The sequence below is a fragment of the Mycobacterium persicum genome (genome assembly GCF_002086675.1).
Taxonomy (GTDB): domain Bacteria; phylum Actinomycetota; class Actinomycetes; order Mycobacteriales; family Mycobacteriaceae; genus Mycobacterium; species Mycobacterium persicum.
The window spans coordinates 38,509-60,541 of the sequence record NZ_MVIF01000026.1 but is presented as its reverse complement, the minus strand read 5'-3'; the positions used below and the strand labels follow the sequence as shown (position 1 = coordinate 60,541).

Here is a 22,033-nt window from a genome sequence, read left to right as displayed (position 1 = left end):
ACACATCAGGACGAGACAGCAGCCCATATCGCCAGCTCAGAACACTAATCCCCAGTCAGAACCCGTCGTAACTTCGGAGTAGCGGAGGTCCGCGGCGATCCTGCTGTCGGGATCCTGCGGATCACCCAGGTATGCGCGTTGCCACAGGGCGAAATCGATGTATTGGATGGGCAACGGTTCCCAGGAGGGGATCTGCCCGGCGCATCGACTGCGATAGGCCAGGCCGAGATCGGCAGTCAGCGGGGCCAGCGACCAGCCGTCAGCGGCGATGTGGTGCAGCACGAGAACCAACACGTGCTGGTCGTCGGCCACGCGATACAACCGGGTTCGCAGCGGCATCTCGGCGGCGATGTCAAAGTGGTGGCGGGCTTGAGCGGCGACAACGTCGCGGAGCCGATCGGGCGTCCACGCGGTGGCATCGACGACTTCCCAGCACAAGCGCGCGTGCTCGACCGGCAATACGACTTGATGCGGTATGCCGTCTACGGCCGGATAAACGGTGCGCAAGGGTTCGTGACGACTCACCACGTCGGCCAAGGCTTGTCGCAACGCCTCCGCGTTGAGCGGGCCATGCAACTCGGACACCCAGGGGATGTTGAACACGGCCGACGGGCCCTGCGACTGGATGACGGTCCACATGCGGTGCTGGGCAAGGGATAACGGCACCTTCTCGGGCCGCTCAACCGCCGCCAGAGGCAGCGACGCAGCCGATCCGGCCCTGATATGCGGCGTCAGTTCGGCGACGGTCGGGGCATCGAACAACACCCGCACGGACAGGTCCGCGCCCACAGTGGTGTTGACTGCTGCCACCACTCGCATCGCCAACAGCGAATCACCGCCCAGGTCGAAGAATGATTGGTCGGCGCCGACGCGTTCCATGCCGAGGACCCCCGCATAGATTCCGGCCACGATTTCGGCCACCGGTGTCGTCGGCGCCTGGTATCGGTCAGCGGTGTAGTCCGGAATGGGCAGCGCGGCAACGTCGAGTTTCCCGTTGACTGTCACCGGCAACTGCCCGAGCGTCACGATGGCTGCCGGAACCATGTAATGGGGCAGGCGGTCTTTCAGCCCGGCGCGGACCACGTTCGGGTCGGCAGCGCCGGTGATGTACCCCACCAGCCGTTTCTCGCCGACACGATCTTCGCGTGCGATGACGACCGCATGCTCCACTCCGGGTGACTGCGCTAGCACAGTGGCGATCTCGGCAGGCTCGATGCGATAGCCGCGGATCTTCACCTGTTCGTCGGAGCGACCCTTGTAGTGCAGTTGACCATCGGCGCCCCAACAAGCCAGATCGCCGGTGCGGTACATACGAATTCCCGTCGCTGCCGTCCCGCCGAACGGGCACGCCACAAACCGTGACGCCGTCAACCCGGGGCGTCGCCAATAACCAAGCCCCACTTGGCTTCCCGCAACGTATATTTCCCCCACCACCCCGGTGGGCACTTGCCGTAACCACGGGTCCAATACAAACAGCGCGGTCCCCGGCAGCGGCCGTCCGATGGGCGCCACCCCGGAACCGGCAGTCAGTGGTGTGCTGATGGAGACACAGACGCCGGATTCGGTTGGGCCGTAGGCATTGACCATCACCCGGTCGGGCGCCCAGCGGTCCACCACTTCGGCGGTGCACGGTTCACCGCCAACCACGAGTGTTGTACCGCTCAGCCCATCCGTCGACAAGGCCGCGACGGCTGAGGGCGTCTGGGTCAGTACGGTAACATTTTCCGCCACCAGCAGAGCGTGAAAATCGTTGGGGGATATGGTTACGTCTTCACCTACCACCAGCAGGCGCCCGCCGTGTAACAGTGCGCTCTAGACTTCCCATACGGAAAAATCGAAAGCATAGGAATGGCATTGCGTCACCGTGGGTTCGGCTTGGGCGCTGAGTGGTGCCGAGGTGACGAGCTGGACGATGTTGCGATGGGTGATCGCCACCCCTTTGGGCGTCCCCGTGGTGCCGGAAGTGTAAAGCACATAGGCGATTTCGTCAGCGTCGGGCGCTGGCGGGGTGTCGGCGGCGGCGATAGCGGGGGCGTCGACGTCGATGAGCGCAACGTCGTGGCCGTCCACGAGCGCGGTCAGGTCACCAGTGGTCAGAACGGCCAGTGGTGCGGTGTCCCCGAGCAGGAAAGCGATGCGGGAGCGGGGGTGATCCGGGTCGATCGGCAGGTAGGCGGCTCCCACTTTGAGGACCGCCAGGATTGCCACGATGGCGCGGCCGCTGCGTGGCAACAGCACCGCCACCACATCACCGGGGCCTATTCCGCGGTCGGCTAACCGGGACGCAAGTCGGTTGCTGGCCGTGTCGAGTTGCCGGTAGGTCAATACACAGTCCGCGGATGTCACGGCGACGGCATCAGCTGTCCGCGCCGCTTGGGCGGCGAACAACGCCGGGATCGAGGGACTGGGAGCAGCCGGGATTGTCAGCGCAGCACGATTGCTCCAGGCATGAATGTGGCGGTCCGCGCATTGGTCGAGCAGGTCTATCGATGACAACCGCCGTCCCGGGTCGGCGGTGATGAAGGTGAAAAGCCGCGCCAGTCTGGCGGCCAGAGCGGCGCCCTCGAAATCTGCCGACGGCGCGCCGGGACCTGCGGTGCTGAGAAACAGCCGGTTGTCCTCGTTCATGAAGAACAACCCGAACCGATCCCCACGGCCGAAGTTCGTATACACCAGCGAAGCCGGCGCATTGCCGAATTGCGGAACCGTCGTGGACGGAAAGAAATTCAGCGCAACTCCACGAAGCGGGCCGCTGAGAGTTTGCACCGGGAACCGTTGATGCCGAACGACCTGGCGTATCTGTGAATCCGCCTGGATGCACAGTTCGCCAACGGAAGAGGTTGGCGGTGTCGTCAACCTCAGCGGAACCACCCCGGCAACCATCCCCGGAATCGTCTTCAACCTTTCACTGGTGCGTCTGGCTACCGGGAAATCGAGCACTACCTCGGGTCCGCTGTGGTCCCAGCTCTGTACCAAGAGTCCGCACACCGCCGCGATCACCGATCGTCGGCTGACGCCTAACGTCTGCGACAGATCGTCGATTCTCTGCACGGCCTGAGCGTCCAGTGCCACCGGCGCCGACGCGAAGTAATCATCGTCCCCGTCACCGGCATCCACGTACCGATAGTTCACCGGCCCGCGGTGTGGCGGAAGGTTCTCTTTCCAAAACCGCAGGTCTTCTCGATACCTTCTGGAAGCCTCGTACGCTAATTCGGTACTGACAAGATCGCGCAGCGTGCCGAAAGAGCATTCCGGAGCCGCTAGCCCGGACACGATGGCCGAGTAGATCGTCGCAATTCGACTGACGAACATGACAGAACTAAATCCGTCAACAACGATATGATGTAGACAGACAAACAAGTAAAATTGATTCGGGCTTGTACGGAATAACGCAAATCGGAATAATGGCCCAGTCCAGGCCATGGGCTGGCGCTGCATGGACGAGGCCAGCTGGTACGTTTCCTGAACCGGGTCCCGCGAACTACTCAGGTCGAAGAACGGGACCGCGGCAGCTGGATAGTCCGCAAGCTTCTGATACACATGTCCGTCCACCTCGAAAATTCCGGCTCGCAGCGGCTCGCACTCGGCGACCGCCTGTCTGACCGCGCGCTCGATCAGGCTTGGCTCGACGACGCCACCGATCACCACGATAAGGCTTGCCTGCCAAGGCTTTCCCGAGCCATTCGTCTCCTGCGAAAGCCATATATCAAGCTGCCCACGGGTCAGCGCGAGCGACTGCTCACCACCCGGCATGCCGTTCTGCAGGTTGGTGGACTCAGGCATTAGGTACCGGCATGTCGGGAGAATGGCGTCCGACTGCTTCGACAAATCAACGCGGGGCATGTCCAACGAAGAGCCCCGGCAATGATCCGGACCCATGCCATTTGCTTTCCACCTAGATCATCGCAACCGACATACAACACGTGTGCTCAGCACGCCCGACATCGCCGCGATAGAGTTTAGCCGCCGAACCGCTTCATTCGCATCGACGGCTCGGGCGAGCGCCGGGGGTGGGTTCCGGCTTTCTCGGGACCGGCGATGACTACGGGCTCGGCGGAGGTGCTCAGCGGCCGGGCCAAAAGCAGTCGCGGCCCTATCCATGTCCCCCGATCGGGGGACATCGCATCCCCCAGACCGTGGGGTAGACATTCCCCCTAAATTCCCCCTAATCGGCAACCATTCAGGGGATGTTCCGTTTCCCGACAACTGGCAAGCTCTTACGCCAGAGGATGGGAAGAGCCACAGACAGTTCTTCACTTTGGCTGAAGGAGAGAACCACATGGCACATGAACTGCTGTTCTGCGAAACCGAGGGCGCCTACACGGCCCCCGCGTTCCACGCCGACACTGTTATCGACTGACCTCGTCGACAAACCAGTAGGGTCTTATCCGCCTGAAGTCAGGTGGATAAGACCCTACTGTTGTTCCTGGACCCACCAAACCCGTTCGGAAGCGGCGGAATCCGAGTCACCAAATCAGCGGCGTTCAGCTCGCGAAACAGCCGCGAAATAGCTCAGCCCCCGATGGGGACGAAGTCCGAGCCCGGCCGGTTCTTGGCGTTGATGTCGGCCAGGTCCGCGTTGATCGACATCACCACCGCCGGCGTATGCAGCGGAATGTATTTGGTGACGCAGCTGGGCAGGCTCTCGCTGAAGGCTCCGTGGATCATCCCGACCAGCAGGTTGTCGACCGTGACCGGCGCCCCGGAGTCCCCGGGGCCGCCGCAGACCTGCATCACGATGCTGCCCGGGTCCTGCCCCGGACCCCAGGTGACCCCACACGAGTTGCCCGTGGATCGTCCTTGTTTGCAGGCGATCTGGCCGAACGTCGGATCGGGGCCGATGCCGTTGATCGCAAAGCCGTTGAAGTCGGCCACCGGCGTCACCTTGGCCGGATCGAACTTGATCACCGCGTAGTCGAGGGTGTCGTTGCCGGCCACCATGGTGCCCACGATGCCTTTCGCCTCCGCACCCTCGGCTGCGACGGGCGCGCCCGGACCACCGCAGTGCGCGGAGCTGAATCCGATGAGGTCGCCGTTCTTGTCGTGACCGATGGTCGTCAACGTGCACAACGTCCCCCCGTTGACGACGATGCCCGCGCCGCCGCCCAACGCAACCTTGTCGTCAGCGGCCGCGGTGCCCGCGGGAAGAAACCCAACAGCCAGGAACACGGCCACGGTCGCCGCGGTGACGCGGCGGTGCGCCGTCTGCAAAGTGGTACTCCCGTCGGTGGTTGGACATCTTCCGGACATCACCGGACATCAAGGACAGATGCGCCAGTGTAGATGATCGTCAGACTACGTCCGATGCGGTTAGTTGTGGCCGCTGACCGTCAATTTAATAGGTTGAAACCGCCCGGTGACTCACGGTCTTTGGCTGGCCTCGTCCGGCACCCGGAGCGCATGGCAACATAAACCGCGACTACCGCGAAACCGTGGCCCGTCAACGCGAGAGGATCGTCTGTGAGCAAACCTGATCGCCAGACCGGTGTGCCCAGCACGCTGACCACGATTCCGTTGGCCGATCCGCACGCCCGGCCCGGTGAACCGTCGATCGGCGACCTGATCAAAGACGCGACCGCCCAGATGTCGACGCTAGTGCGGGCCGAGGTCGAACTGGCACGCGCCGAGATCACTCGCGACGTCAAGAAGGGTCTGACCGGCAGCGTGTTCTTCATCGCCGCGCTGGTGGTGCTGTTCTACTCGACCTTTTTCCTGTTCTTCTTCCTCGCCGAGCTGCTCGACTCCTGGCTGTGGCGCTGGGTGGCGTTCCTGATCGTGTTCGCCCTCATGGTGGTGACCACCGTGGTGCTCGCCCTGTTGGGTTTCCTGAAGGTCCGCCGGATCCGGGGACCGCGGCAGACCATCGAGTCGGTGAAGGAGACTCGCACCGCGCTCATGCCGGGCCATGAGAAGACCCCGGCCGTGACCCGCCCTGCGGCGGTACCCGAGGGCAACACGCCCACCGATCCGTCGGGTTGGTAAGTGCCGGCGCCAGATCCGTCGATGACCCGCATCGACGGGCCATGGCGGCATCTGGACGTGCACGCCAACGGCATCCGGTTCCATGTCGTCGAGGCCATTCCGACCGACCCCGACGCGACGGACCCGGTCATACCGGCCATGGCACGGCCCCTGGTGATGCTGCTGCACGGGTTCGGTTCGTTCTGGTGGTCGTGGCGTCACCAGTTGCGCGGGCTCACGAGTGCCCGGGTGGTCGCGGTCGACCTGCGCGGCTACGGCGGCAGCGACAAACCGCCCCGCGGCTACGACGGCTGGACCCTGGCCGGTGACACGGCCGGATTGATCCGCGCGCTGGGACACTCCTCGGCGACGCTGGTCGGTCACGCCGACGGCGGGCTCGCCTGCTGGACCACCGCGCTGCTGCACTCCCGGCTGGTGCGGTCCATCGCGCTGATCAGCTCACCGCACCCGGCCGCGCTGCGACGGTCGACCCTGACCAGGCGAGACCAGGGCCGCGCGCTGTTGCCGACATTGCTGCGCTACCAGGTGCCGCTGTGGCCCGAGCGCCTACTGACCCGACATGACGCGGCCGAAATCGAGCGCCTGATGCGCATTCGCAGCAGCGCCAAATGGGTTGCCTCTGAAGACTTTTCGCAGACCATCGGCTATCTGCGGCAGGCCATCCGGATACCGGCTGCCGCGCACTCGGCACTGGAGTATCAGCGTTGGGCGGTGCGCAGTCAGCTGCGCGGCGAAGGCCGGCGCTTCATGAAGTCGATGCGCCGGCAGCTCGGCGTGCCGTTGCTGCACCTACGCGGCGACGCCGATCCCTACGTGCTGGCCGATCCGGTCGAGCGCACTCAGCGTTACGCACCGCACGGGCGCTACGTATCCGTTTCCGGCGCCGGACATTTCTGCCATGAAGAAGCGCCCGAGGAGGTCAACCGGCAGCTGGCGCGGTTCCTCGATCAGGTGCACCGGCTCAGCTGACGCAGGCCCCGGTGCCGACGCGCTGGGTGGCCCCGATCTTTTCCAGCTGACTGGCCACCTCACCGGCGGTCAGCACGAACCCGGTGTCCGGGTCGTCGACGGCCGCGCCGAACACCACGCCGAGCACCTGACCGTTGAGGTCGATCAACGGCCCGCCCGAGTCACCCTGCTCCACGTTGGCCCTGATGGTGTAGACGTCGCGGGTGACCGGCTGCGGGTTGCGGTAGATGTCGGGACCACTGAGTTTGATGGCCTCGCGAATCCGGGCCGGCGTCGCGGTGAAGTTGCCACCGCCGGGGTAGCCCAGCACCACAACGCTGGTGCCCGTTCTGGCTTCTTCTTGGGCGAACACCAGTGGCGGCGGCGGCAGGTGCGGGACGGCCAGGATCGCGATGTCGACCGAAGGGTCATAGGACACCACGGTCGCGTCCAGGGGTTTGCCGCTGGCGTACACCTGCACGCTGTTGGACCCGGCGACCACGTGCGCGTTGGTCATCACGCGCTCGGGCGCGACCACGAAGCCGCTGCCCTCCAGCACCTTCTGGCAACTGGGCGCCAGGCTGCGGATCTTGAGCACGCTCGGCGCGGTGGCCGTCACCACCGGGTTATCGCTCAGCGCCGGGTCGGGCGAGGCAACCGGAATGACCGGGGTGCGGCTGAACGGCTCCAGCACCTGCGGCAGGCCCGAGGTGTTCAGCAGCGCCGAAAGCCGCTTGGGCACCGTCTTGAGCCAGGTGGGCGCCACCTCGTTGACCTCGGCGAGCACCCGTGACCCGCGAACCGCCGCCGCCAACTCCGGCTGATCCTTCGACTGGGTCAGCGGCGTCGCCAGCAGCCACGCCGCCGTCAGCACCACGACCAGCTGCACCGCCACCCCGATGACCGAGTCGATCACCCGGACCGGCCGGTTGCGGATCGCGCCGCGCACCGCCCGTCCCAGCACCACACCTGCGACTTCGCCGACGACGACCAGTCCCAGGATCAGAAACAGCGCGGTGAACAGCTTGGCCCGGGGGGCCGCGATGTGGGTGACGATGTGGGGCGCCAGCAGCACTCCGGCGATCGCGCCCAAAAGCACGCCGGCAAACGACAGCGTCGAGCCCAGCGCACCGGAGCGCCAGCCCGAGATCGCCGCGATGAAAGCGACCGCCAACACCGCGATGTCGAGCCATTGTGACGGGGTCATGGCATTCATCGAGTTCATCGCAGTCCACCCTGCTCGCCGACCAGCGCCATCGCGTCGTCCAGTTCGCGGACATCGCTGGTGTCCCAGGGCCTGGCCCACCCCGCGACGTCGAGCACCGCCGAGATCACCTGTCCGGTGAATCCCCACACCAGCATGTGGTTGAGCAGAAACGCCGGCCCGGCCCAGCGCCGGCTCAGGGTCCGCCGGTACACCATCAGCCGGTTTTCCGGATTGACGAAGGCGCGCACCGGAACCCGGGTCACCATGGCCGTTTCCGCCTCGTTGACGACGTGCACCGGTCCGGGATCGGGCGAATACGCCAGCACCGGGACGACGTGGAATCGCGACGGAGCGATGAAGGTGCGTTCCATGGTGGCCAGTGGGTGCAGCCTGGCCGGGTCGAGTCCGGTCTCCTCATGGGCTTCCCGGAAGGCGGTGGCCACCGGACCCTGGTCTCCGGGATCGGATGCACCGCCGGGGAAGGCCGCCTGACCGGCATGGTGACGCAAGGTCGACGCCCGCACCGTCAGCAGCAGGTCCGCGTCGTCGGGAACGCCGCCGTCGGCCCGTCCGGACTCGGGACCGGAGAACAGCACCAGAACGGCCGCTTCGCGTTGATTGCGACGCAGGGATGCGGTAGCCCGGGACGCCGCCACCATGGCCAGCATGTCGGCCGGCAGCCGCCGCCGGACCGCGTCGGGCACCCGGTCCACGTTGTCGACCAACGGGCGCAGCCAGGACGGGCCGACCTCGGGCGTCAGGGCAACCCCAGCGTTCACCGGCGCCTCCTTGTCGGGCTGGACGGGTGCACCTGCCCGCCATCTCTCCAACCGCTCACCACGCCTTATCTCCGACCGCGGCCGCTATCTCCTCGGCGCTGGCGAAAGCGCGCGGCAGGGTCTGGGCCACGCTACCGTCCGGCCGCAACAGCACTGTCGCGGGCATCACATTCGCCACCCGCAATGCTGCCGCCACCTTACGGCGGCCGTCCTGCAGGGTCGGCAATCGAACACCCAGATCGGCCAACCGCAGCAACGCGGCCGCCTCATTCTCGTCCTGATGCACCGTCACCACCATGACGTCGGGCCCGACCCGTTGTTGATATTCGGCCATCGCGGGCAGTTCGGCGATGCACTCCGCACACCAGTACGCCCAGAGATTGAGCAGCACCCGCCGCCCGGCCAGCGCCCGGGCCACGTCGACTGCCGAACCGTCGGCCGCGCATTCCACCGCCACGCCGCTCAGTGCCGGTGAGCCCGGGCCGTCACCGGCGACCGGGCAGGGCGGCAGGTTGGCGCGTCGCCGCGGCCCGGCCAGTGCCGCGGCGGTGTCGGCATCGCGGTGGTCTCGCGCCGCGGGCGCCTGTTGGGTTGCGGTGCTTGGGGAGTCGTCGCGCAGTTGGGCGACCAGCGCCACGATGAGGGTGGCGACCACCGCCAGGACCGCGATGGTCCAGCGGGTTGAGGTCAGTCGCGAGGTCACAGGCCGGCAAGGGCCAGCAGATGCTCGGTTTCGGGGCCCTGGACAAGAGCTGCGGCCAGCAGCGGCTCGGTGGGGCCGAGTCCGAAGGAAGGGCAGTCTTTGGCGAGCACGCAGACACCGCACGCGGGCTTACGGGCATGGCACACCCGGCGGCCGTGAAAGATCACCCGGTGGCTGAGCACGGTCCACTCCTTGCGTTCGATCAGTTCGCCGACCGCGTGTTCGACCTTTACCGGGTCGGTTTCGGCGGTCCAGCGCCAGCGCCGCACCAATCGCCCGAAATGGGTGTCGACGGTGATCCCGGGGACGCCGAAGGCGTTCCCGAGGATCACGTTGGCGGTCTTGCGTCCAATCCCCGGCAGCGTCACCAGTTCGACCATGGTGGCGGGCACCTCGCCGTCGAACCGCTCGACCAGAGCTTGCCCGAGGCCGATCAACGCGTTCGCCTTGTTACGGAAGAAACCAGTGGGGCGAATGAGGTTTTCCAGCTCGGTGCGGTCCGCTTTGGCGTAGTCGAGCGCCGTCCGATATTTCGCGAACAACGCCGGCGTCGTCAGGTTCACCCGTTTGTCGGTGCTTTGCGCCGAGAGGATGGTCGCCACCGCGAGCTGGAGCGGATTGGTGAAGTCCAATTCGCAGTACACATGCGGAAAGGCTTGTGCCAGTTGACGATTCATCCGCCGGGCGCGGCGCACCAAGGCGGTGCGGGTTTCAGAGGACCAACGCTCGGCGACGTCGGCGGCGGGCGTGGCTGGTGTAGGCCGGGTAGGCCCGGACGACTTTGCCGCTGTCACCTACGACAGAGTACTGATTTCGTGATCTGACCGAGACCTCGTGTTGATGCAAGGCCATGTTTACTCTCCTTGTGTCGTGGTTGCTGGTGGCGTGCGTTCCGGCGTTGCTGATGCTGACCACCCTCGGCCTTGGTCGGCTAGAGCAAGCGCTTTCCTGCGATACCGTGACCGCTTCGGACGTTGCCGAGTTTCTCGAACAAGCTCAGGCCGTCGATGTGCACCGGCTGGCCCGCGAGGGCATGCCGGAGGCGCTGGCTTATCTGCATCGACGCCAGGCGCCGGCCCTGACCGAGGCCCCCACAACCAGGGCCCTCACCGGCAAGCATCACGCCGATCCGTACCGCGCTGCCCCCCGACACATCCATTCCCGGGTTCAGGCGACTCGACACGTCAATCGTGTGTAGCGTTGGCACGTCGTACCGATTGGCCTAACCTGTACACCGGCGCTGGTCAAGAGGGACGGCCTGCCCGTATCACTTCGTTGGAAAGCTGAAGAGGCAACGTGGACGAGATCCTGGCAAGGGCAGGAATCTTCCAAGGGGTTGAGCCCAGCGCGGTCGCGGCACTGACCAAGCAGCTGCAGCCCGTTGACTTCCCCCGCGGACACACGGTTTTCGCTGAAGGTGAGCCGGGCGATCGGCTGTACATCATCGTCGCGGGCAAGGTGAAGATCGGGCGCCGCTCGCCGGATGGCCGGGAGAACCTGCTGACCATCATGGGCCCGTCCGACATGTTCGGCGAGTTGTCGATCTTCGACCCCGGGCCGCGAACATCCAGCGCGACCACCATCACCGAAGTGCGGGCGGTCTCGATGGACCGCGACGCGCTGCGGGCGTGGATCGCCGATCGTCCGGAAATCGCCGAGCAACTGCTGCGGGTGTTGGCCCGCCGGTTGCGGCGCACCAACAACAATCTGGCCGACCTCATCTTCACCGACGTGCCCGGCCGGGTGGCCAAGCAGCTGCTGCAGCTCGCCCAGCGTTTCGGCACCCAGGAGGGCGGCGCGATGCGGGTCACCCACGACCTCACTCAGGAGGAGATCGCCCAGCTGGTCGGGGCTTCGCGGGAGACGGTGAACAAGGCGCTGGCCGACTTCGCGCACCGCGGCTGGATCCGGTTGGAGGGCAAGAGCGTGCTGATCTCCGACTCCGAACGCCTGGCGCGCCGCGCTCGCTAGCTCCGCCGAGCAGACGCAGACTCGCATCACCGCCGCGATTCGTGTGCGATTCTGCGTCTTCTCGCGCTACGGAGCTCGCAGATAGTCCAGTTGCACTTGCACCGACCATTCTGCGGCATCCCAGAGCTTCTCGTCGACGTCGACATAGACGTGTTCGACGACCTGGCGGGTGGTGGCATCGTCGCCGAGGTCCCGCAGCGCCGAGCGCACCTGCGCGAGCCGCTCCTGCCGGTGCGCGAGGTACCCCTGCGCGACGGCCGCGACATCGGTCAATTCCGGCCCGTGCCCGGGCAGGACGGTCCGCTGACCCAGACCGCGCAGCCGATGCAGCGATTCCAGGTAGTCGGTCAGGCTGCCGTCGTCCTTGTCCAGAACAGTGGTGCCGCGGCCCAGCACGCTGTCGGCCGTCAGCACCGCATCGTCGAGGAGGAACGACAGCGAGTCGGCGGTGTGACCCGGGGTCGCCAGCACCGTGATCTCCAGCCCGGCGGCCTCGATCACTTCGCGATCGCCCAGCACCCCGTGATCGCCGCGCAGAAATTGCGGGTCCGCGGCGCGTACCGGCGCCCCAGTCAGCTCGACCAGCTTGTCGATGCCGTCGGTATGGTCGCCGTGGCGATGGCTGATCAGCACCAGCGCGATACGGCCCAGCGCGGCGATCCGGGCGAGGTGCTCGTCGTCGCCCGGCCCAGGGTCGACGATGACCAACTCGTCACTGCCCGGTCCGCACAGCACCCAGGTGTTGGTGCCCTCCAGCGTCATCAGCCCGGGATTGTCGGCTACCAGCACCGATGCCGTGCCGGTGACCGGCCGCAGCCGGCCGTAGGCGGGATGGGTCAGCGGCGCGGTCACGGCCGCTGGCCGACCTCCACGATCAGCTCGACTTCGACGGGTGCGCCCAGCGGCAACTCGGATACGCCGACAGCCGAACGCGCGTGCGCGCCGTTGTCGCCGAACACCTCGGCAAGCAGGTCCGAGGCTCCGTTGATGATGCTGGGCTGACCGTGGAAGCCCGGCGCGGAGGCGACGAACCCGACCACCTTGACCACCCTCGTCACCGCGTCCAGACCCACCAGTGAATTCACCGCCGCCAGCGCGTTGAGCGCACACATGCGCGCCGCGGCCTTGGCTTCCTCCGGCGTGATGTCGGCACCCACCTTGCCCGTGCAGGCCAGCTTTCCGGCCTCGAAGGGCAACTGCCCCGAGGTGTAGACGAGGTTGCCGGTGCGCACCGCCGGCACGTAGGCCGCCAGCGGCGCCACCATCTCCGGGAGCGTGATGCCCAGTTGCGCGAGCCGGGATTTTGCGTCCATTACTTCGGGCGCTTCAGGTAGGCGACGTGCTGCTCGCCGGTTGGCCCCGGCAACACCGCGACGAGCTCCCAGCCGTCGGCTCCCCACTGGTCGAGGATCTGTTTGGTGGCGTGCGTGAGCAGCGGAACCGTCGCGTACTCCCATGCGGAGGGTTGGGTCATGACGGCAGCTTATCCGCCCCCGTTGACGAGCTCCGGCCAGCCCGGCGGCCGAGCGAAGTGGTGGGGCTAGCATGCGATGGTGGCGAACACACCTCACGACGGTCCTTCCGTCGGCTGGCCGTCGCGCCTGTCGAAGGCCCGCTTGCACTTTGTCACCGGCAAAGGCGGCACCGGGAAATCCACCATCGCGGCCGCACTGGCGCTGACACTGGCAGCCGGAGGCCGCAAGGTGCTGCTCATCGAAGTCGAAGGGCGCCAAGGGATTGCGCAGCTCTTCGATGTCCCGCCGCTGCCCTATCAAGAGGTCAAGATCGCGACCGCCGAGCGCGGCGGGCAGGTGAACGCACTGGCAATCGATATCGAGGCCGCGTTCCTGGAATACCTCGACATGTTCTACAACCTGGGCATCGCGGGCCGGGCAATGCGACGTGTCGGTGCCATCGAGTTCGCGACGACGATCGCGCCCGGCCTTCGCGATGTGCTGCTGACGGGCAAGATCAAGGAAACGGTGGTCCGCCTCAACAAGGGGACCAAGAACCCGGCCTACGACGCGATCGTCGTCGACGCACCGCCGACGGGCCGCATCGCGCGCTTTCTGGACGTCACCAAGGCGGTCTCCGATCTGGCCAAGGGCGGGCCGGTGCATTCGCAGGCCGAAGGGGTGGTGAGGTTGCTGCACTCCGATCAGACCGCTATCCATCTGGTGACGCTGCTGGAAGCGCTGCCGGTGCAGGAGACCCTGGAGGCGATCGAGGAGCTTGCCGAGATGCAATTGCCGATCGGCAGCGTCATCGTCAACCGCAATATTCCGGCCTACCTGAGTGCCGAGGACCTCGCGAAGGCCGCCGAGGGCGATGTCGACGCCGACGCGGTGCGGTCCGGTTTGGCAATGGCCGGAATCGAGCTGGCGGCACCGGATTTCGCCGGTCTGCTGACTGAGACGATCCAGCACGCCAGCCGAATCAGTGCACGCGCCGAAACCGCGCAGCAACTTGACGCCTTGCATGTTCCGCGGCTGGAATTACCGACGATTTCCGATGGTGTCGACTTGGGCAGCTTGTATGAGCTTTCGGAATCGCTTGCGCAGCAGGGAGTTCGATGAGCACTGTACCGAAAACCCTTGATATGGCCGCGATCCTGGCCGATACGTCCAATCGGGTTATCGTATGCTGCGGAGCCGGCGGTGTGGGCAAGACCACAACTGCCGCGGCAATTGCCTTGCGCGCAGCCGAATATGGCCGCACCGTCGTCGTCCTGACGATCGACCCGGCCAAGCGGCTGGCCCAGGCCCTGGGTATCGACGACCTGGGTAACACACCGCAACGGGTGCCATTGGCCCCGGAGGTGCCCGGCGAGTTGCACGGGATGATGCTCGACATGCGGCGCACCTTCGACGAGATGGTGGTCCAATACTCCGGATCCGAACGCGCACAATCGATTCTGGACAACCAGTTCTACCAGACCGTCGCCACATCACTTGCCGGCACCCAGGAGTACATGGCCATGGAGAAGCTGGGCCAGCTCCTGGCGCAGGATCGCTGGGATCTGGTCGTGGTGGACACCCCGCCGTCGCGCAACGCGCTGGACTTCCTGGACGCGCCAAAACGCTTGGGCAGCTTCATGGATAGCCGGTTGTGGCGGCTGCTGCTGGCGCCGGGCAGAGGTATCGGCCGGCTGGTGACGGGTGTTATGGGTTTGGCTATGAAGGCGATGTCTACGGTGCTCGGTTCGAAGATGCTGAGCGATGCCGCCGCATTCGTGCAATCGCTGGACGCCACATTCGGGGGTTTCCGGGAGAAGGCCGACCGAACTTATGCGTTGCTCAAACGGCGCGGTACCCAGTTCGTGGTGGTGTCTGCGGCCGAGCCCGATGCGCTGCGTGAGGCGTCGTTCTTCGTCGACCGGCTGACCGAAGAAGGCATGCCGCTGGCGGGGCTGGTGTTGAACCGCACTCACCCGATGCTGTGCGCGTTACCCGTCGAGCGGGCCATCGACGCGACCGAAACGTTGGAGGAGCAGCACGGCGAGTCGGAGGTGGCGTCGCTGGCGGCAGCGGTGCTGCGGATCCATGCCGACCGCGGGCAGACGGCCAAGCGAGAGATCCGGCTGCTGTCCCGGTTCACCGGGGCCAATCCACACGTGCCCGTCGTCGGGGTCCCGTCGCTGCCGTTCGACGTCTCCGACCTGGATGCGCTGCGTGCCCTCGCCGACCAGATCGCTCCCGTCGGCGACGAAGCGGCCCGCGCCACAGGCCGCTGAGAAGCCGGCCCGCGGCATCGAGTGTGTGCCGAGGGCGTCGACCGTGAATCCGGGGCGCGGCCAGTTGAGTCTGAGCCGGATATTTCCGCCCCTGCCGCACACTGGACGCCTACGACTCACAGTCGACGCCTACGACTCCCAGCAGATTCGCGAAACCGGCCCCCACCGCGCCGAACAACGCTACAGTGAGAAAACCGCGCTATTACGCACGCGCCAGTTCCTATTGGGCACAAGACAATTAGAGCCAGGGACGCCGACTCAGTAACAAAATCGTAATGGGGAACAAGGGGCCGGCCGGCTCGCCTGCACCCCCTATCCGAGAGCCTTAACCGACGCTGCGACGCTTGCGCTTGTCGAGGTAGTCCGACCACGAGACCACCTCAGGATGCTGCTTGAGCAGTGCTCGGCGCTGACGCTCGGTCATGCCGCCCCACACCCCGAACTCGACCTTGTTGTCAAGTGCGTCGGCCGCGCATTCCTGCATTACCGGACAGTGACGGCAGATCACCGCGGCTTTGCGCTGCGCGGCGCCACGGACGAAGAGTTCGTCCGGGTCCGTCGCCCTGCACAGCGCTTTTGACACCCAGTTGATCCGTTCCTCCGCATCGGCGCTGCGGAGGAGGTTTTGCGCCGACGTGAGGTTTGTCCTTCGAGCGGCCGGACGTGTTCCTGACACGAGCTGATCCCTTCCTCCCGGCCGCTAGCCGCGACCGCCCTCCTCGGGTACCAGCCGATGTTGCGACCTAAGACACACTGTGCACATCGGTGTTACCTGAATCTCACTGCGCTTATAAGTTAGGTGGTCAGGTGGCAATTGCGCAACAGTCTGATAACGCTTTTTTTGGGACGCGCGTCCCGACTTCTGGCGATCGGCCGGGGGAAAAGCACCCCCTCGGTCCCCGATTAGGTCCCTGACCTGTGACGCACGCGCAAAATAAGCGCCGGGGCGGCGCGGGCGCCGCCGTCACCGCTTTCCTAAGAATTTTTTTCAGTCTCACGGCGCGGGGGCGTGACAAGGGGCCGCTACTGTAGTACGCATGTCCGATCGCCCCCCGGTGGCGCTTACCCTGCTCAAGCTCGCGGGCTGTTGTGTGTTGGCCAGCGTCGTGGCCACGGCACTGATGTTCCCCTTCGCAGGCGGGCTGGGGCTGATGTCCAATCGCGCTTCTGAGGTAGTGGCGAACGGCTCGGCTCAGCTCCTTCAGGGCGAGGTTCCGGCCGTGTCGACCATGGTCGACGCCAAGGGCAACACCATCGCGTGGCTGTACTCGCAGCGCCGGTTCGAGGTGCCTTCCGACAAGATCGCCAACACCATGAAGTTGGCGATCGTCTCCATCGAGGACAAGCGCTTCGCCGACCACAACGGCGTCGACTGGAAAGGCACCCTCACCGGACTCGCCGGCTATGCCTCCGGGGATCTCGACACTCGCGGCGGTTCCACCATCGAGCAGCAGTACGTCAAGAACTACCAACTCTTGGTCACCGCCCAAACCGACGCCGAGAAGCGGGCAGCCGTCGAGACCACTCCGGCGCGCAAGCTGCGCGAGATCCGGATGGCGCTCACCCTGGACAAGACCTTCACCAAACCCGAGATTCTGACCCGGTACCTGAACCTGGTGTCGTTCGGCAACAACTCCTTCGGTGTGCAGGACGCGGCGCAGACGTACTTCGGCATCAACGCCTCGGATCTGAACTGGCAACAGGCAGCGCTGCTGGCGGGCATGGTGCAATCGACCAGCGCGCTGAATCCCTACACCAACCCCGAGGGCGCGCTGGCCCGGCGCAACCTGGTCCTCGACACCATGATCGAGAACATCCCGCAAGAGGCCGACGCATTGCGTGCCGCCAAGGCGCAGCCGCTGGGAGTGTTGCCGCAACCCAACGAATTGCCCCGCGGCTGCATTGCCGCCGGTGACCGTGCCTTCTTCTGCGACTACGTCCAGGAGTACCTGTCCCGCGCCGGGATCAGCAAGGACCAGCTGGCCAAGGGCGGCTACCTCATCCGCACCACACTGGACCCCGACGTCCAGGTCCCGGTCAAGGCGGCGGTCGACAAATTCGCTCCCCCGAACCTGGCCGGCATCTCCAGCGTGATGAGCGTCATCGCACCGGGCAAGGATTCACACAAGGTGCTGGCGATGGCCAGCAACCGCAAGTACGGCCTGGACACCGAAGCCGGTGAAACCATGCGGCCCCAGCCGTTCTCACTCGTCGGGGATGGCGCGGGTTCCATTTTCAAGATCTTCACCACGGCCGCAGCGCTCGACATGGGTATGGGCATCAACGCCCAACTCGACGTGCCACCCCGATTCCAGGCCAAAGGGCTGGGCAGCGGCGGAGCCAAAGGCTGTCCCAAGGACACCTGGTGCGTGATCAACGCCGGCAATTACCGCGGATCGATGAACGTGACCGACGCGCTGGCCACCTCCCCCAACACCGCCTTTGCCAAGCTGATCTCGCAGGTCGGGGTGAGCCGCACGGTCGACATGGCCATCAAGCTCGGCCTGCGGTCCTACGCCAATCCCGGCACCGCGCGTGACTACAACCCCGACAGCAACGAGAGCCTGGCCGACTTCGTCAAACGCCAGAACATCGGGTCGTTCACCCTGGGTCCGATCGAGGTCAACGCACTGGAACTGTCCAACGTCGCGGCCACGCTGGCCTCCGGCGGCGTGTGGTGCCCGCCGAACCCGATCGACAAGCTGATCGACCGCAACGGCAACCAGGTTTCCGTCACCACCGAGACCTGCGAACAAGTGGTGCCCGAGGGTCTGGCCAACACCCTGGCCAACGCGATGAGCAAGGACGCCGTGGGTAGCGGCACGGCAGCCGGCTCGGCCGGCGCCGCGGGCTGGGACCTGCCGATGTCGGGTAAGACCGGCACCACCGAGGCGCACCGCTCCGCCGGGTTCGTGGGTTTCACCAATCGCTACGCGGCGGCGAACTACATCTACGACGACTCGACGTCGCCGACGGATCTGTGTTCCGGCCCACTGCGCCATTGCGGCAACGGTGACCTCTACGGCGGCAACGAGCCGGCCCGGACGTGGTTCACCGCCATGAAGCCGATCGCCAACAACTTCGGCGAGGTGCACCTGCCGCCCACCGATCCGCGGTATGTCGAAGGATCGGCGGCCTCCCGGGTGCCGAGCGTGGCCGGGCTGGATGTGGACCAGGCGCGCCAGCGCCTACGGGACGCCGGTTTCCAGGTCGCCGACCAACCCAACTCGGTCAACAGCAGCGCCAAGTACGGCGAAGTGGTCGGAACCTCGCCCAGCGGCCAGACCATTCCGGGTTCGATCGTCACGATCCAAATCAGTAACGGCATCCCGCCGCCACCGCCGCCGCCGCCGGAGGACGGGCCGCCGGCTCCGATCGGTTCGCAGGTTATCGAGATCCCCGGGCTGCCGCCGATCACCATTCCACTGCTGGCTCCGCCGCCGCCTCCGTAGGGTTGTTGCGCTAGACACAAGCGATCAGTCGGCGACCGGCAGTAGGCTGCCTGCATGGCTGTTTCGCCCGTCCTGTTACGCACCGGTGCCGTCGCGCTCGGCTCGATCGTCGCCGGGATCGGTTACGCGGCGCTCATCGAACGCAACGCGTTCGTGCTGCGCGAGATCACCATGCCCGTGCTGAGTCCTGGGTCCACACCGCTGCGGGTCCTACATATCAGCGACCTGCATATGCTGCCCGGCCAGCGCCGTAAACAGGCCTGGCTGCGCGAGCTGTCCAGCTGGGAACCCGACCTGGTGGTCAACACCGGCGACAATCTGGCGCATCCCAAGGCGGTGCCGGCAGTGGTGCAGGCCCTGGGCGACCTGCTGCACCGGCCGGGCGTCTTCGTCTTCGGTAGCAACGACTACTTCGGGCCGCGCCTGAAGAACCCGGCCAATTACCTGATCAACCCGGGCCACCGCGTCCACGGCGAACCGCTGCCGTGGCAGGATCTGCGAGCGGCGTTCACCGAGCGCGGCTGGCTCGACCTCACCCATAACCGTCGCGAATTCGAGGTGGCGGGGCTGCATATCACCGCAGCCGGCGTGGACGACCCCCACATCGATCGGGACCGCTATGACACGATCGCGGGCCCGGCGAGCCCGGTCGCCAACCTGCGGCTGGGACTGACCCACTCACCGGAGCCTCGGGTGCTGGACCGCTTCGCCGCCGACGGCTATCAGCTGGTGATGGCCGGCCACACCCACGGCGGACAGCTGTGCCTGCCGTTCTACGGGGCCCTGGTCACCAACTGTGGGCTGGACCGGACGCGGGCCAAAGGGGCATCCCAGTGGGGCGCGACCATGCGGCTGCATGTCTCCGCCGGCATCGGGACTTCGCCGTTCGCGCCGGCGCGGTTCTGCTGCCGGCCGGAAGCGACCCTGTTGACATTGATCGCCAGCCCCATGGGCGGCCGGGACTCGAACAGGAACCTGGGCCGTTCGCAGCCCAAGGTCTCGGTGCGTTGAACGACCGGACCCGCATCGCCGTCCGCAGCCTGTCCCGCGATTGGACAGACAACGCGATCAGGCTGATCGAGGCTGATGCCCGGCGCAGCGCCGACACCCACCTGCTGCGCTACCCCCTGCCGTCGGCCTGGTGCGCCGATGCTGACGTCGCGCTGTATCTGAAGGACGAGACCACACACATCACCGGCAGCCTCAAACACCGGCTGGCGCGGTCGTTGTTTCTGTATGCGCTGTGCAACGGCTGGATCGGGGAGAACACCACGGTGGTCGAGGCGTCGTCGGGTTCGACAGCGGTATCGGAGGCCTACTTCGCGTCGCTGCTGGGCCTGCCGTTCGTCGCGGTGATGCCGGCGGCGACCAGCGCCGCCAAGGTAGCACTCATCGAATCGCAAGGCGGCCGTTGCCATTTCGTGGAGAATTCCAGTCAGGTCTACGCCGAGGCGGAACGCGTCGCAGCCGAAACCGGCGGTCATTATTTGGACCAGTTCACCAATGCCGAGCGCGCCACCGACTGGCGCGGCAACAACAACATCGCCGAGTCGATCTTCGCGCAGATGCTCGAGGAGAAGCACCCCGTCCCGGACTGGATCGTGGTCGGTGCCGGAACCGGCGGAACCTGCGCGACGATCGGGCGCTACATCCGCTATCGGCGGCACGCGACCCGGTTGTGTGTCGTGGACCCGGAAAATTCGGCGTTCTTCCCCGCATACGCCGAAGGTCGGTCCGACGTCGTGATGTCCGCGTCGTCGCGGATCGAGGGCATCGGCCGGCCGCGGGTCGAGCCGTCGTTTCTGCCCAGCGTGGTCGACCGCATGGTGTCGGTCCCCGACGCCGCGTCGATCGCGGCCGCCCGCCACGTCAGTAGCGTGCTGGGACGCCGGGTGGGGCCGTCCACGGGCACCAACCTGTGGGGAGCGTTCGGCTTGCTCGCCGAGATGGTCGCCGACGGCGGCAGCGGCTCGGTGGTCACCCTGCTCGCCGACAGCGGCGACCGCTACGCCGACACCTACTTCGACGACGACTGGGTCGGTGCGCAGGGGCTCGATCCGAGCGGTCCGGCCCGGGCCTTGGTCGAGTTCGAACGCTCCTGCACCTGGGACCCTGAGCCGGCGGTTTGGCGAGTCGACGGGCGGGTGCGATAGGCTGTCGTGGCTTCAAGCGGGGTGTGGCGCAGCTTGGTAGCGCGCTTCGTTCGGGACGAAGAGGCCGTGGGTTCAAATCCCGCCACCCCGACTCGACAACGGCGTTCCGGCGCCTATGCGGTAACCAGGCTATTCGTGGCGAGCGGTGTTCCGAAGTAACCGACATCGGGATCGACGACGACAGTCTTGGCTTGGCCTTGGCGCGCCAGGACGTCGAGGGCCATCTGCTCGAACGAGATCTTCTCCGGCCCGCCGACATTCTCGATGCCACCCAGCGGCTTGCCTTCCGCCACCCTGGCCACCGCAGCCGCGAGGTCGGCGGCGGCGATCGGCTGGATCAGCGCGTCCGGGACGCGCACTTCGTCGCCGACCGTCATCGACGCCACGATGGCGTCGGTGAACTCCGCGAACTGGGTGGCCCGCACGATCGAGTAGGGCAGCCGCGCTTCTTCGATGAGCTTCTCCTGGGCGACCTTCGCCCGCAGGTAACCGCTGTCGGGCAGCTGATCGCAGCCGACGATCGACACCGCGACGTAGTGCCCGACGCCGGCCGCCCGCGCGGCGGCCACCAGGTTGGTGGTCGACTTCGTGAAGAACTCCATCACCGGATCGTCGTCGAAGGAGGGTGAGTTCGACACGTCGACAACGACGTCGGCCCCGCTCAGAGCGTCGGCGAGGCCCGCTCCGGTCAGCGTGTTGACACCGGTGCTGGGCGATGCCGCCACCGTCTGGTGACCGTGTTCCCGCAGCTTCTCGACCACTTGCGACCCCAGGATGCCCGTGCCACCAATCACCACGACCTGCATCGCTTCCCCCTTTTCCAAAGATGCCGATACCGTTTAGATGACGTGCGCATGGGCCAGCGCGAACAGTAGCGCGACCCAGCCCGCGGAGATCGCCAGCCCGGCGATCGCCAGTCCCCGGCCCTCTTCGGGATTCTTGATCTGAACCAATGCGGTGACGGCGCAAACGACGCTCAACACCAGCGCCCCCACGACGCTGAACGCGAACGCCGCCGACGCATAGCCGTTGGTGGCACGCTCCGGCGCGGCGCCGGCAACCGACAGTGGGCGGGTGGTTGTCATCTCGGCTGTATCCCTTCGTC

Annotated in this window: 20 protein-coding genes, 1 tRNA gene and 1 pseudogene; 10 read left to right on the top strand and 12 right to left on the bottom strand. The window is 66.1% G+C overall.

The features are described 5' to 3' along the window. Positions 1-72: 72 nt before the first annotated feature. Both BST40_RS33210 and BST40_RS11170 read right to left on the bottom strand, forming a co-directional pair. Positions 73-3,783: pseudogene (locus BST40_RS33210) on the bottom strand (non-ribosomal peptide synthetase); the annotation flags it as partial. Between the two features lie 729 nt (positions 3,784-4,512). Then, positions 4,513-5,211: a chymotrypsin family serine protease gene (locus tag BST40_RS11170; RefSeq protein WP_075547849.1), complete on the bottom strand. Its 699-nt coding sequence runs from the start codon at positions 5,209-5,211 to the stop codon at positions 4,513-4,515. A 249-nt stretch (positions 5,212-5,460) separates the two neighbouring features. Here BST40_RS11170 and BST40_RS11165 point away from each other — a divergent pair, with 249 nt between their 5' ends. Further along, entirely contained in the window at positions 5,461-5,982 is a 522-nt protein-coding gene (locus BST40_RS11165) for a phage holin family protein (RefSeq protein WP_075547848.1), read from the top strand. After that, a complete protein-coding gene (locus tag BST40_RS11160; protein WP_075547847.1) occupies positions 5,983-6,951 on the top strand; it encodes an alpha/beta fold hydrolase in 969 nt (322 codons plus the stop codon). Here BST40_RS11160 and marP read toward each other — a convergent pair. The 4 genes from marP to nth are packed head-to-tail and all read right to left on the bottom strand — an operon-like array spanning position 6,944 to position 10,296. Further along, positions 6,944-8,137 carry an acid resistance serine protease MarP gene (gene marP, locus BST40_RS11155; protein ID WP_089025098.1) on the bottom strand — a complete coding sequence of 398 codons (1,194 nt, stop codon included), beginning with the start codon at positions 8,135-8,137 and terminating at the stop codon, positions 6,944-6,946. The two genes, BST40_RS11160 and marP, sit on opposite strands and share 8 nt — an antisense overlap. Before the next feature lie 14 nt (positions 8,138-8,151). Beyond that, positions 8,152-8,916, bottom strand: a complete 765-nt coding sequence (locus tag BST40_RS11150; protein ID WP_075547845.1) for an NUDIX hydrolase — start codon at positions 8,914-8,916, stop codon at positions 8,152-8,154. Positions 8,917-8,971: 55 nt separating this feature from the next. Next, a complete protein-coding gene (locus tag BST40_RS11145; RefSeq protein ID WP_075547844.1) occupies positions 8,972-9,619 on the bottom strand; it encodes a TlpA family protein disulfide reductase in 648 nt (215 codons plus the stop codon). Beyond that, a complete protein-coding gene (gene nth, locus BST40_RS11140) occupies positions 9,616-10,296 on the bottom strand; it encodes an endonuclease III (protein WP_075547843.1) in 681 nt (226 codons plus the stop codon). Before nth ends, BST40_RS11145 begins: the two co-directional genes overlap by 4 nt. Positions 10,297-10,469: 173 nt before the next feature. Between nth and BST40_RS11135 the strand changes: the two genes are divergently transcribed. Together BST40_RS11135 and crp are read left to right on the top strand one after the other, a co-directional pair. After that, entirely contained in the window at positions 10,470-10,817 is a 348-nt protein-coding gene (locus tag BST40_RS11135; RefSeq protein ID WP_075547842.1) for a hypothetical protein, read from the top strand. Between the two features lie 98 nt (positions 10,818-10,915). Then, complete coding sequence (gene crp / locus BST40_RS11130) at positions 10,916-11,590, top strand: cAMP-activated global transcriptional regulator CRP (RefSeq protein WP_036362963.1); 675 nt, start codon at positions 10,916-10,918, stop codon at positions 11,588-11,590. Positions 11,591-11,656: 66 nt separating this feature from the next. Here the strand turns inward: crp and BST40_RS11125 are convergent, their stop codons facing one another. From BST40_RS11125 to sp36, 3 genes are read right to left on the bottom strand one after another with little or no spacing between them, the layout of a single operon-like run. After that, positions 11,657-12,442 (bottom strand): MBL fold metallo-hydrolase, encoded by a 786-nt coding sequence (locus tag BST40_RS11125; protein ID WP_075547841.1) that lies wholly within the window; start codon positions 12,440-12,442, stop codon positions 11,657-11,659. Beyond that, the gene (locus tag BST40_RS11120) at positions 12,439-12,903 is read right to left on the bottom strand and encodes a RidA family protein (protein ID WP_075547840.1); all 465 of its coding nucleotides are present in this window, start codon (positions 12,901-12,903) and stop codon (positions 12,439-12,441) included. The genes BST40_RS11125 and BST40_RS11120 overlap by 4 nt, the downstream gene beginning before the upstream one ends. After that, positions 12,903-13,064, bottom strand: a complete 162-nt coding sequence (gene sp36, locus BST40_RS28955; RefSeq protein WP_023368608.1) for a Sp36 family protein — start codon at positions 13,062-13,064, stop codon at positions 12,903-12,905. The genes BST40_RS11120 and sp36 overlap by 1 nt, the downstream gene beginning before the upstream one ends. Positions 13,065-13,140: 76 nt before the next feature. On the opposite strand from sp36, the gene bagA reads away from it, so the two are divergent. Further along, complete coding sequence (gene bagA / locus BST40_RS11115) at positions 13,141-14,166, top strand: ATPase BagA (protein ID WP_083154253.1); 1,026 nt, start codon at positions 13,141-13,143, stop codon at positions 14,164-14,166. After that, complete coding sequence (gene bagB, locus BST40_RS11110) at positions 14,163-15,323, top strand: ATPase BagB (RefSeq protein ID WP_075547838.1); 1,161 nt, start codon at positions 14,163-14,165, stop codon at positions 15,321-15,323. Before bagA ends, bagB begins: the two co-directional genes overlap by 4 nt. 325 nt (positions 15,324-15,648) lie before the next feature. Here bagB and BST40_RS11105 read toward each other — a convergent pair whose 3' ends face one another. Beyond that, a complete protein-coding gene (locus BST40_RS11105; RefSeq protein ID WP_023368611.1) occupies positions 15,649-15,999 on the bottom strand; it encodes a WhiB family transcriptional regulator in 351 nt (116 codons plus the stop codon). A gap of 361 nt (positions 16,000-16,360) precedes the next feature. Here BST40_RS11105 and ponA2 point away from each other — a divergent pair, with 361 nt between their 5' ends. From ponA2 to BST40_RS11085, 4 genes are all read left to right on the top strand, one after another. Next, positions 16,361-18,775: a transglycosylase/D,D-transpeptidase PonA2 gene (ponA2, locus tag BST40_RS11100; protein ID WP_075547837.1), complete on the top strand. Its 2,415-nt coding sequence runs from the start codon at positions 16,361-16,363 to the stop codon at positions 18,773-18,775. Positions 18,776-18,829: 54 nt separating this feature from the next. After that, positions 18,830-19,786, top strand: coding sequence for a metallophosphoesterase (locus tag BST40_RS11095; RefSeq protein WP_075547836.1), 957 nt, complete (start codon positions 18,830-18,832; stop codon positions 19,784-19,786). Beyond that, positions 19,783-20,928, top strand: a complete 1,146-nt coding sequence (cds1, locus tag BST40_RS11090) for an L-cysteine desulfhydrase Cds1 (RefSeq protein ID WP_075547835.1) — start codon at positions 19,783-19,785, stop codon at positions 20,926-20,928. Before BST40_RS11095 ends, cds1 begins: the two co-directional genes overlap by 4 nt. Before the next feature lie 17 nt (positions 20,929-20,945). Next, positions 20,946-21,019 (top strand) — tRNA-Pro (locus BST40_RS11085). A gap of 22 nt (positions 21,020-21,041) precedes the next feature. Here the strand turns inward: BST40_RS11085 and BST40_RS11080 are convergent. Together BST40_RS11080 and BST40_RS11075 are read right to left on the bottom strand one after the other, a co-directional pair. Then, the gene (locus BST40_RS11080) at positions 21,042-21,734 is read right to left on the bottom strand and encodes an SDR family oxidoreductase (protein WP_083154252.1); all 693 of its coding nucleotides are present in this window, start codon (positions 21,732-21,734) and stop codon (positions 21,042-21,044) included. 33 nt (positions 21,735-21,767) lie between these two features. Further along, complete coding sequence (locus tag BST40_RS11075) at positions 21,768-22,013, bottom strand: hypothetical protein (protein ID WP_075547833.1); 246 nt, start codon at positions 22,011-22,013, stop codon at positions 21,768-21,770. Positions 22,014-22,033 lie beyond the last annotated feature (20 nt).

What these genes read in the sequence shown, in the direction of transcription:
- BST40_RS11135 (WP_075547842.1), top strand. Translation starts at nt 10,470, where the DNA reads ATGTTTACTCTCCTTGTGTCGTGGTTGCTGGTGGCGTGCGTTCCGGCG.
- bagA (WP_083154253.1), top strand. Translation starts at nt 13,141, where the DNA reads ATGGTGGCGAACACACCTCACGACGGTCCTTCCGTCGGCTGGCCGTCG.
- BST40_RS11075 (WP_075547833.1), bottom strand. Translation starts at nt 22,013, where the DNA reads ATGACAACCACCCGCCCACTGTCGGTTGCCGGCGCCGCGCCGGAGCGT.
- BST40_RS11120 (WP_075547840.1), bottom strand. Translation starts at nt 12,903, where the DNA reads ATGGACGCAAAATCCCGGCTCGCGCAACTGGGCATCACGCTCCCGGAG.
- BST40_RS11080 (WP_083154252.1), bottom strand. Translation starts at nt 21,734, where the DNA reads ATGCAGGTCGTGGTGATTGGTGGCACGGGCATCCTGGGGTCGCAAGTG.
- BST40_RS11095 (WP_075547836.1), top strand. Translation starts at nt 18,830, where the DNA reads ATGGCTGTTTCGCCCGTCCTGTTACGCACCGGTGCCGTCGCGCTCGGC.
- marP (WP_089025098.1), bottom strand. Translation starts at nt 8,137, where the DNA reads ATGACCCCGTCACAATGGCTCGACATCGCGGTGTTGGCGGTCGCTTTC.
- nth (WP_075547843.1), bottom strand. Translation starts at nt 10,296, where the DNA reads ATGAATCGTCAACTGGCACAAGCCTTTCCGCATGTGTACTGCGAATTG.
- ponA2 (WP_075547837.1), top strand. Translation starts at nt 16,361, where the DNA reads ATGTCCGATCGCCCCCCGGTGGCGCTTACCCTGCTCAAGCTCGCGGGC.
- sp36 (WP_023368608.1), bottom strand. Translation starts at nt 13,064, where the DNA reads ATGACCCAACCCTCCGCATGGGAGTACGCGACGGTTCCGCTGCTCACG.
- bagB (WP_075547838.1), top strand. Translation starts at nt 14,163, where the DNA reads ATGAGCACTGTACCGAAAACCCTTGATATGGCCGCGATCCTGGCCGAT.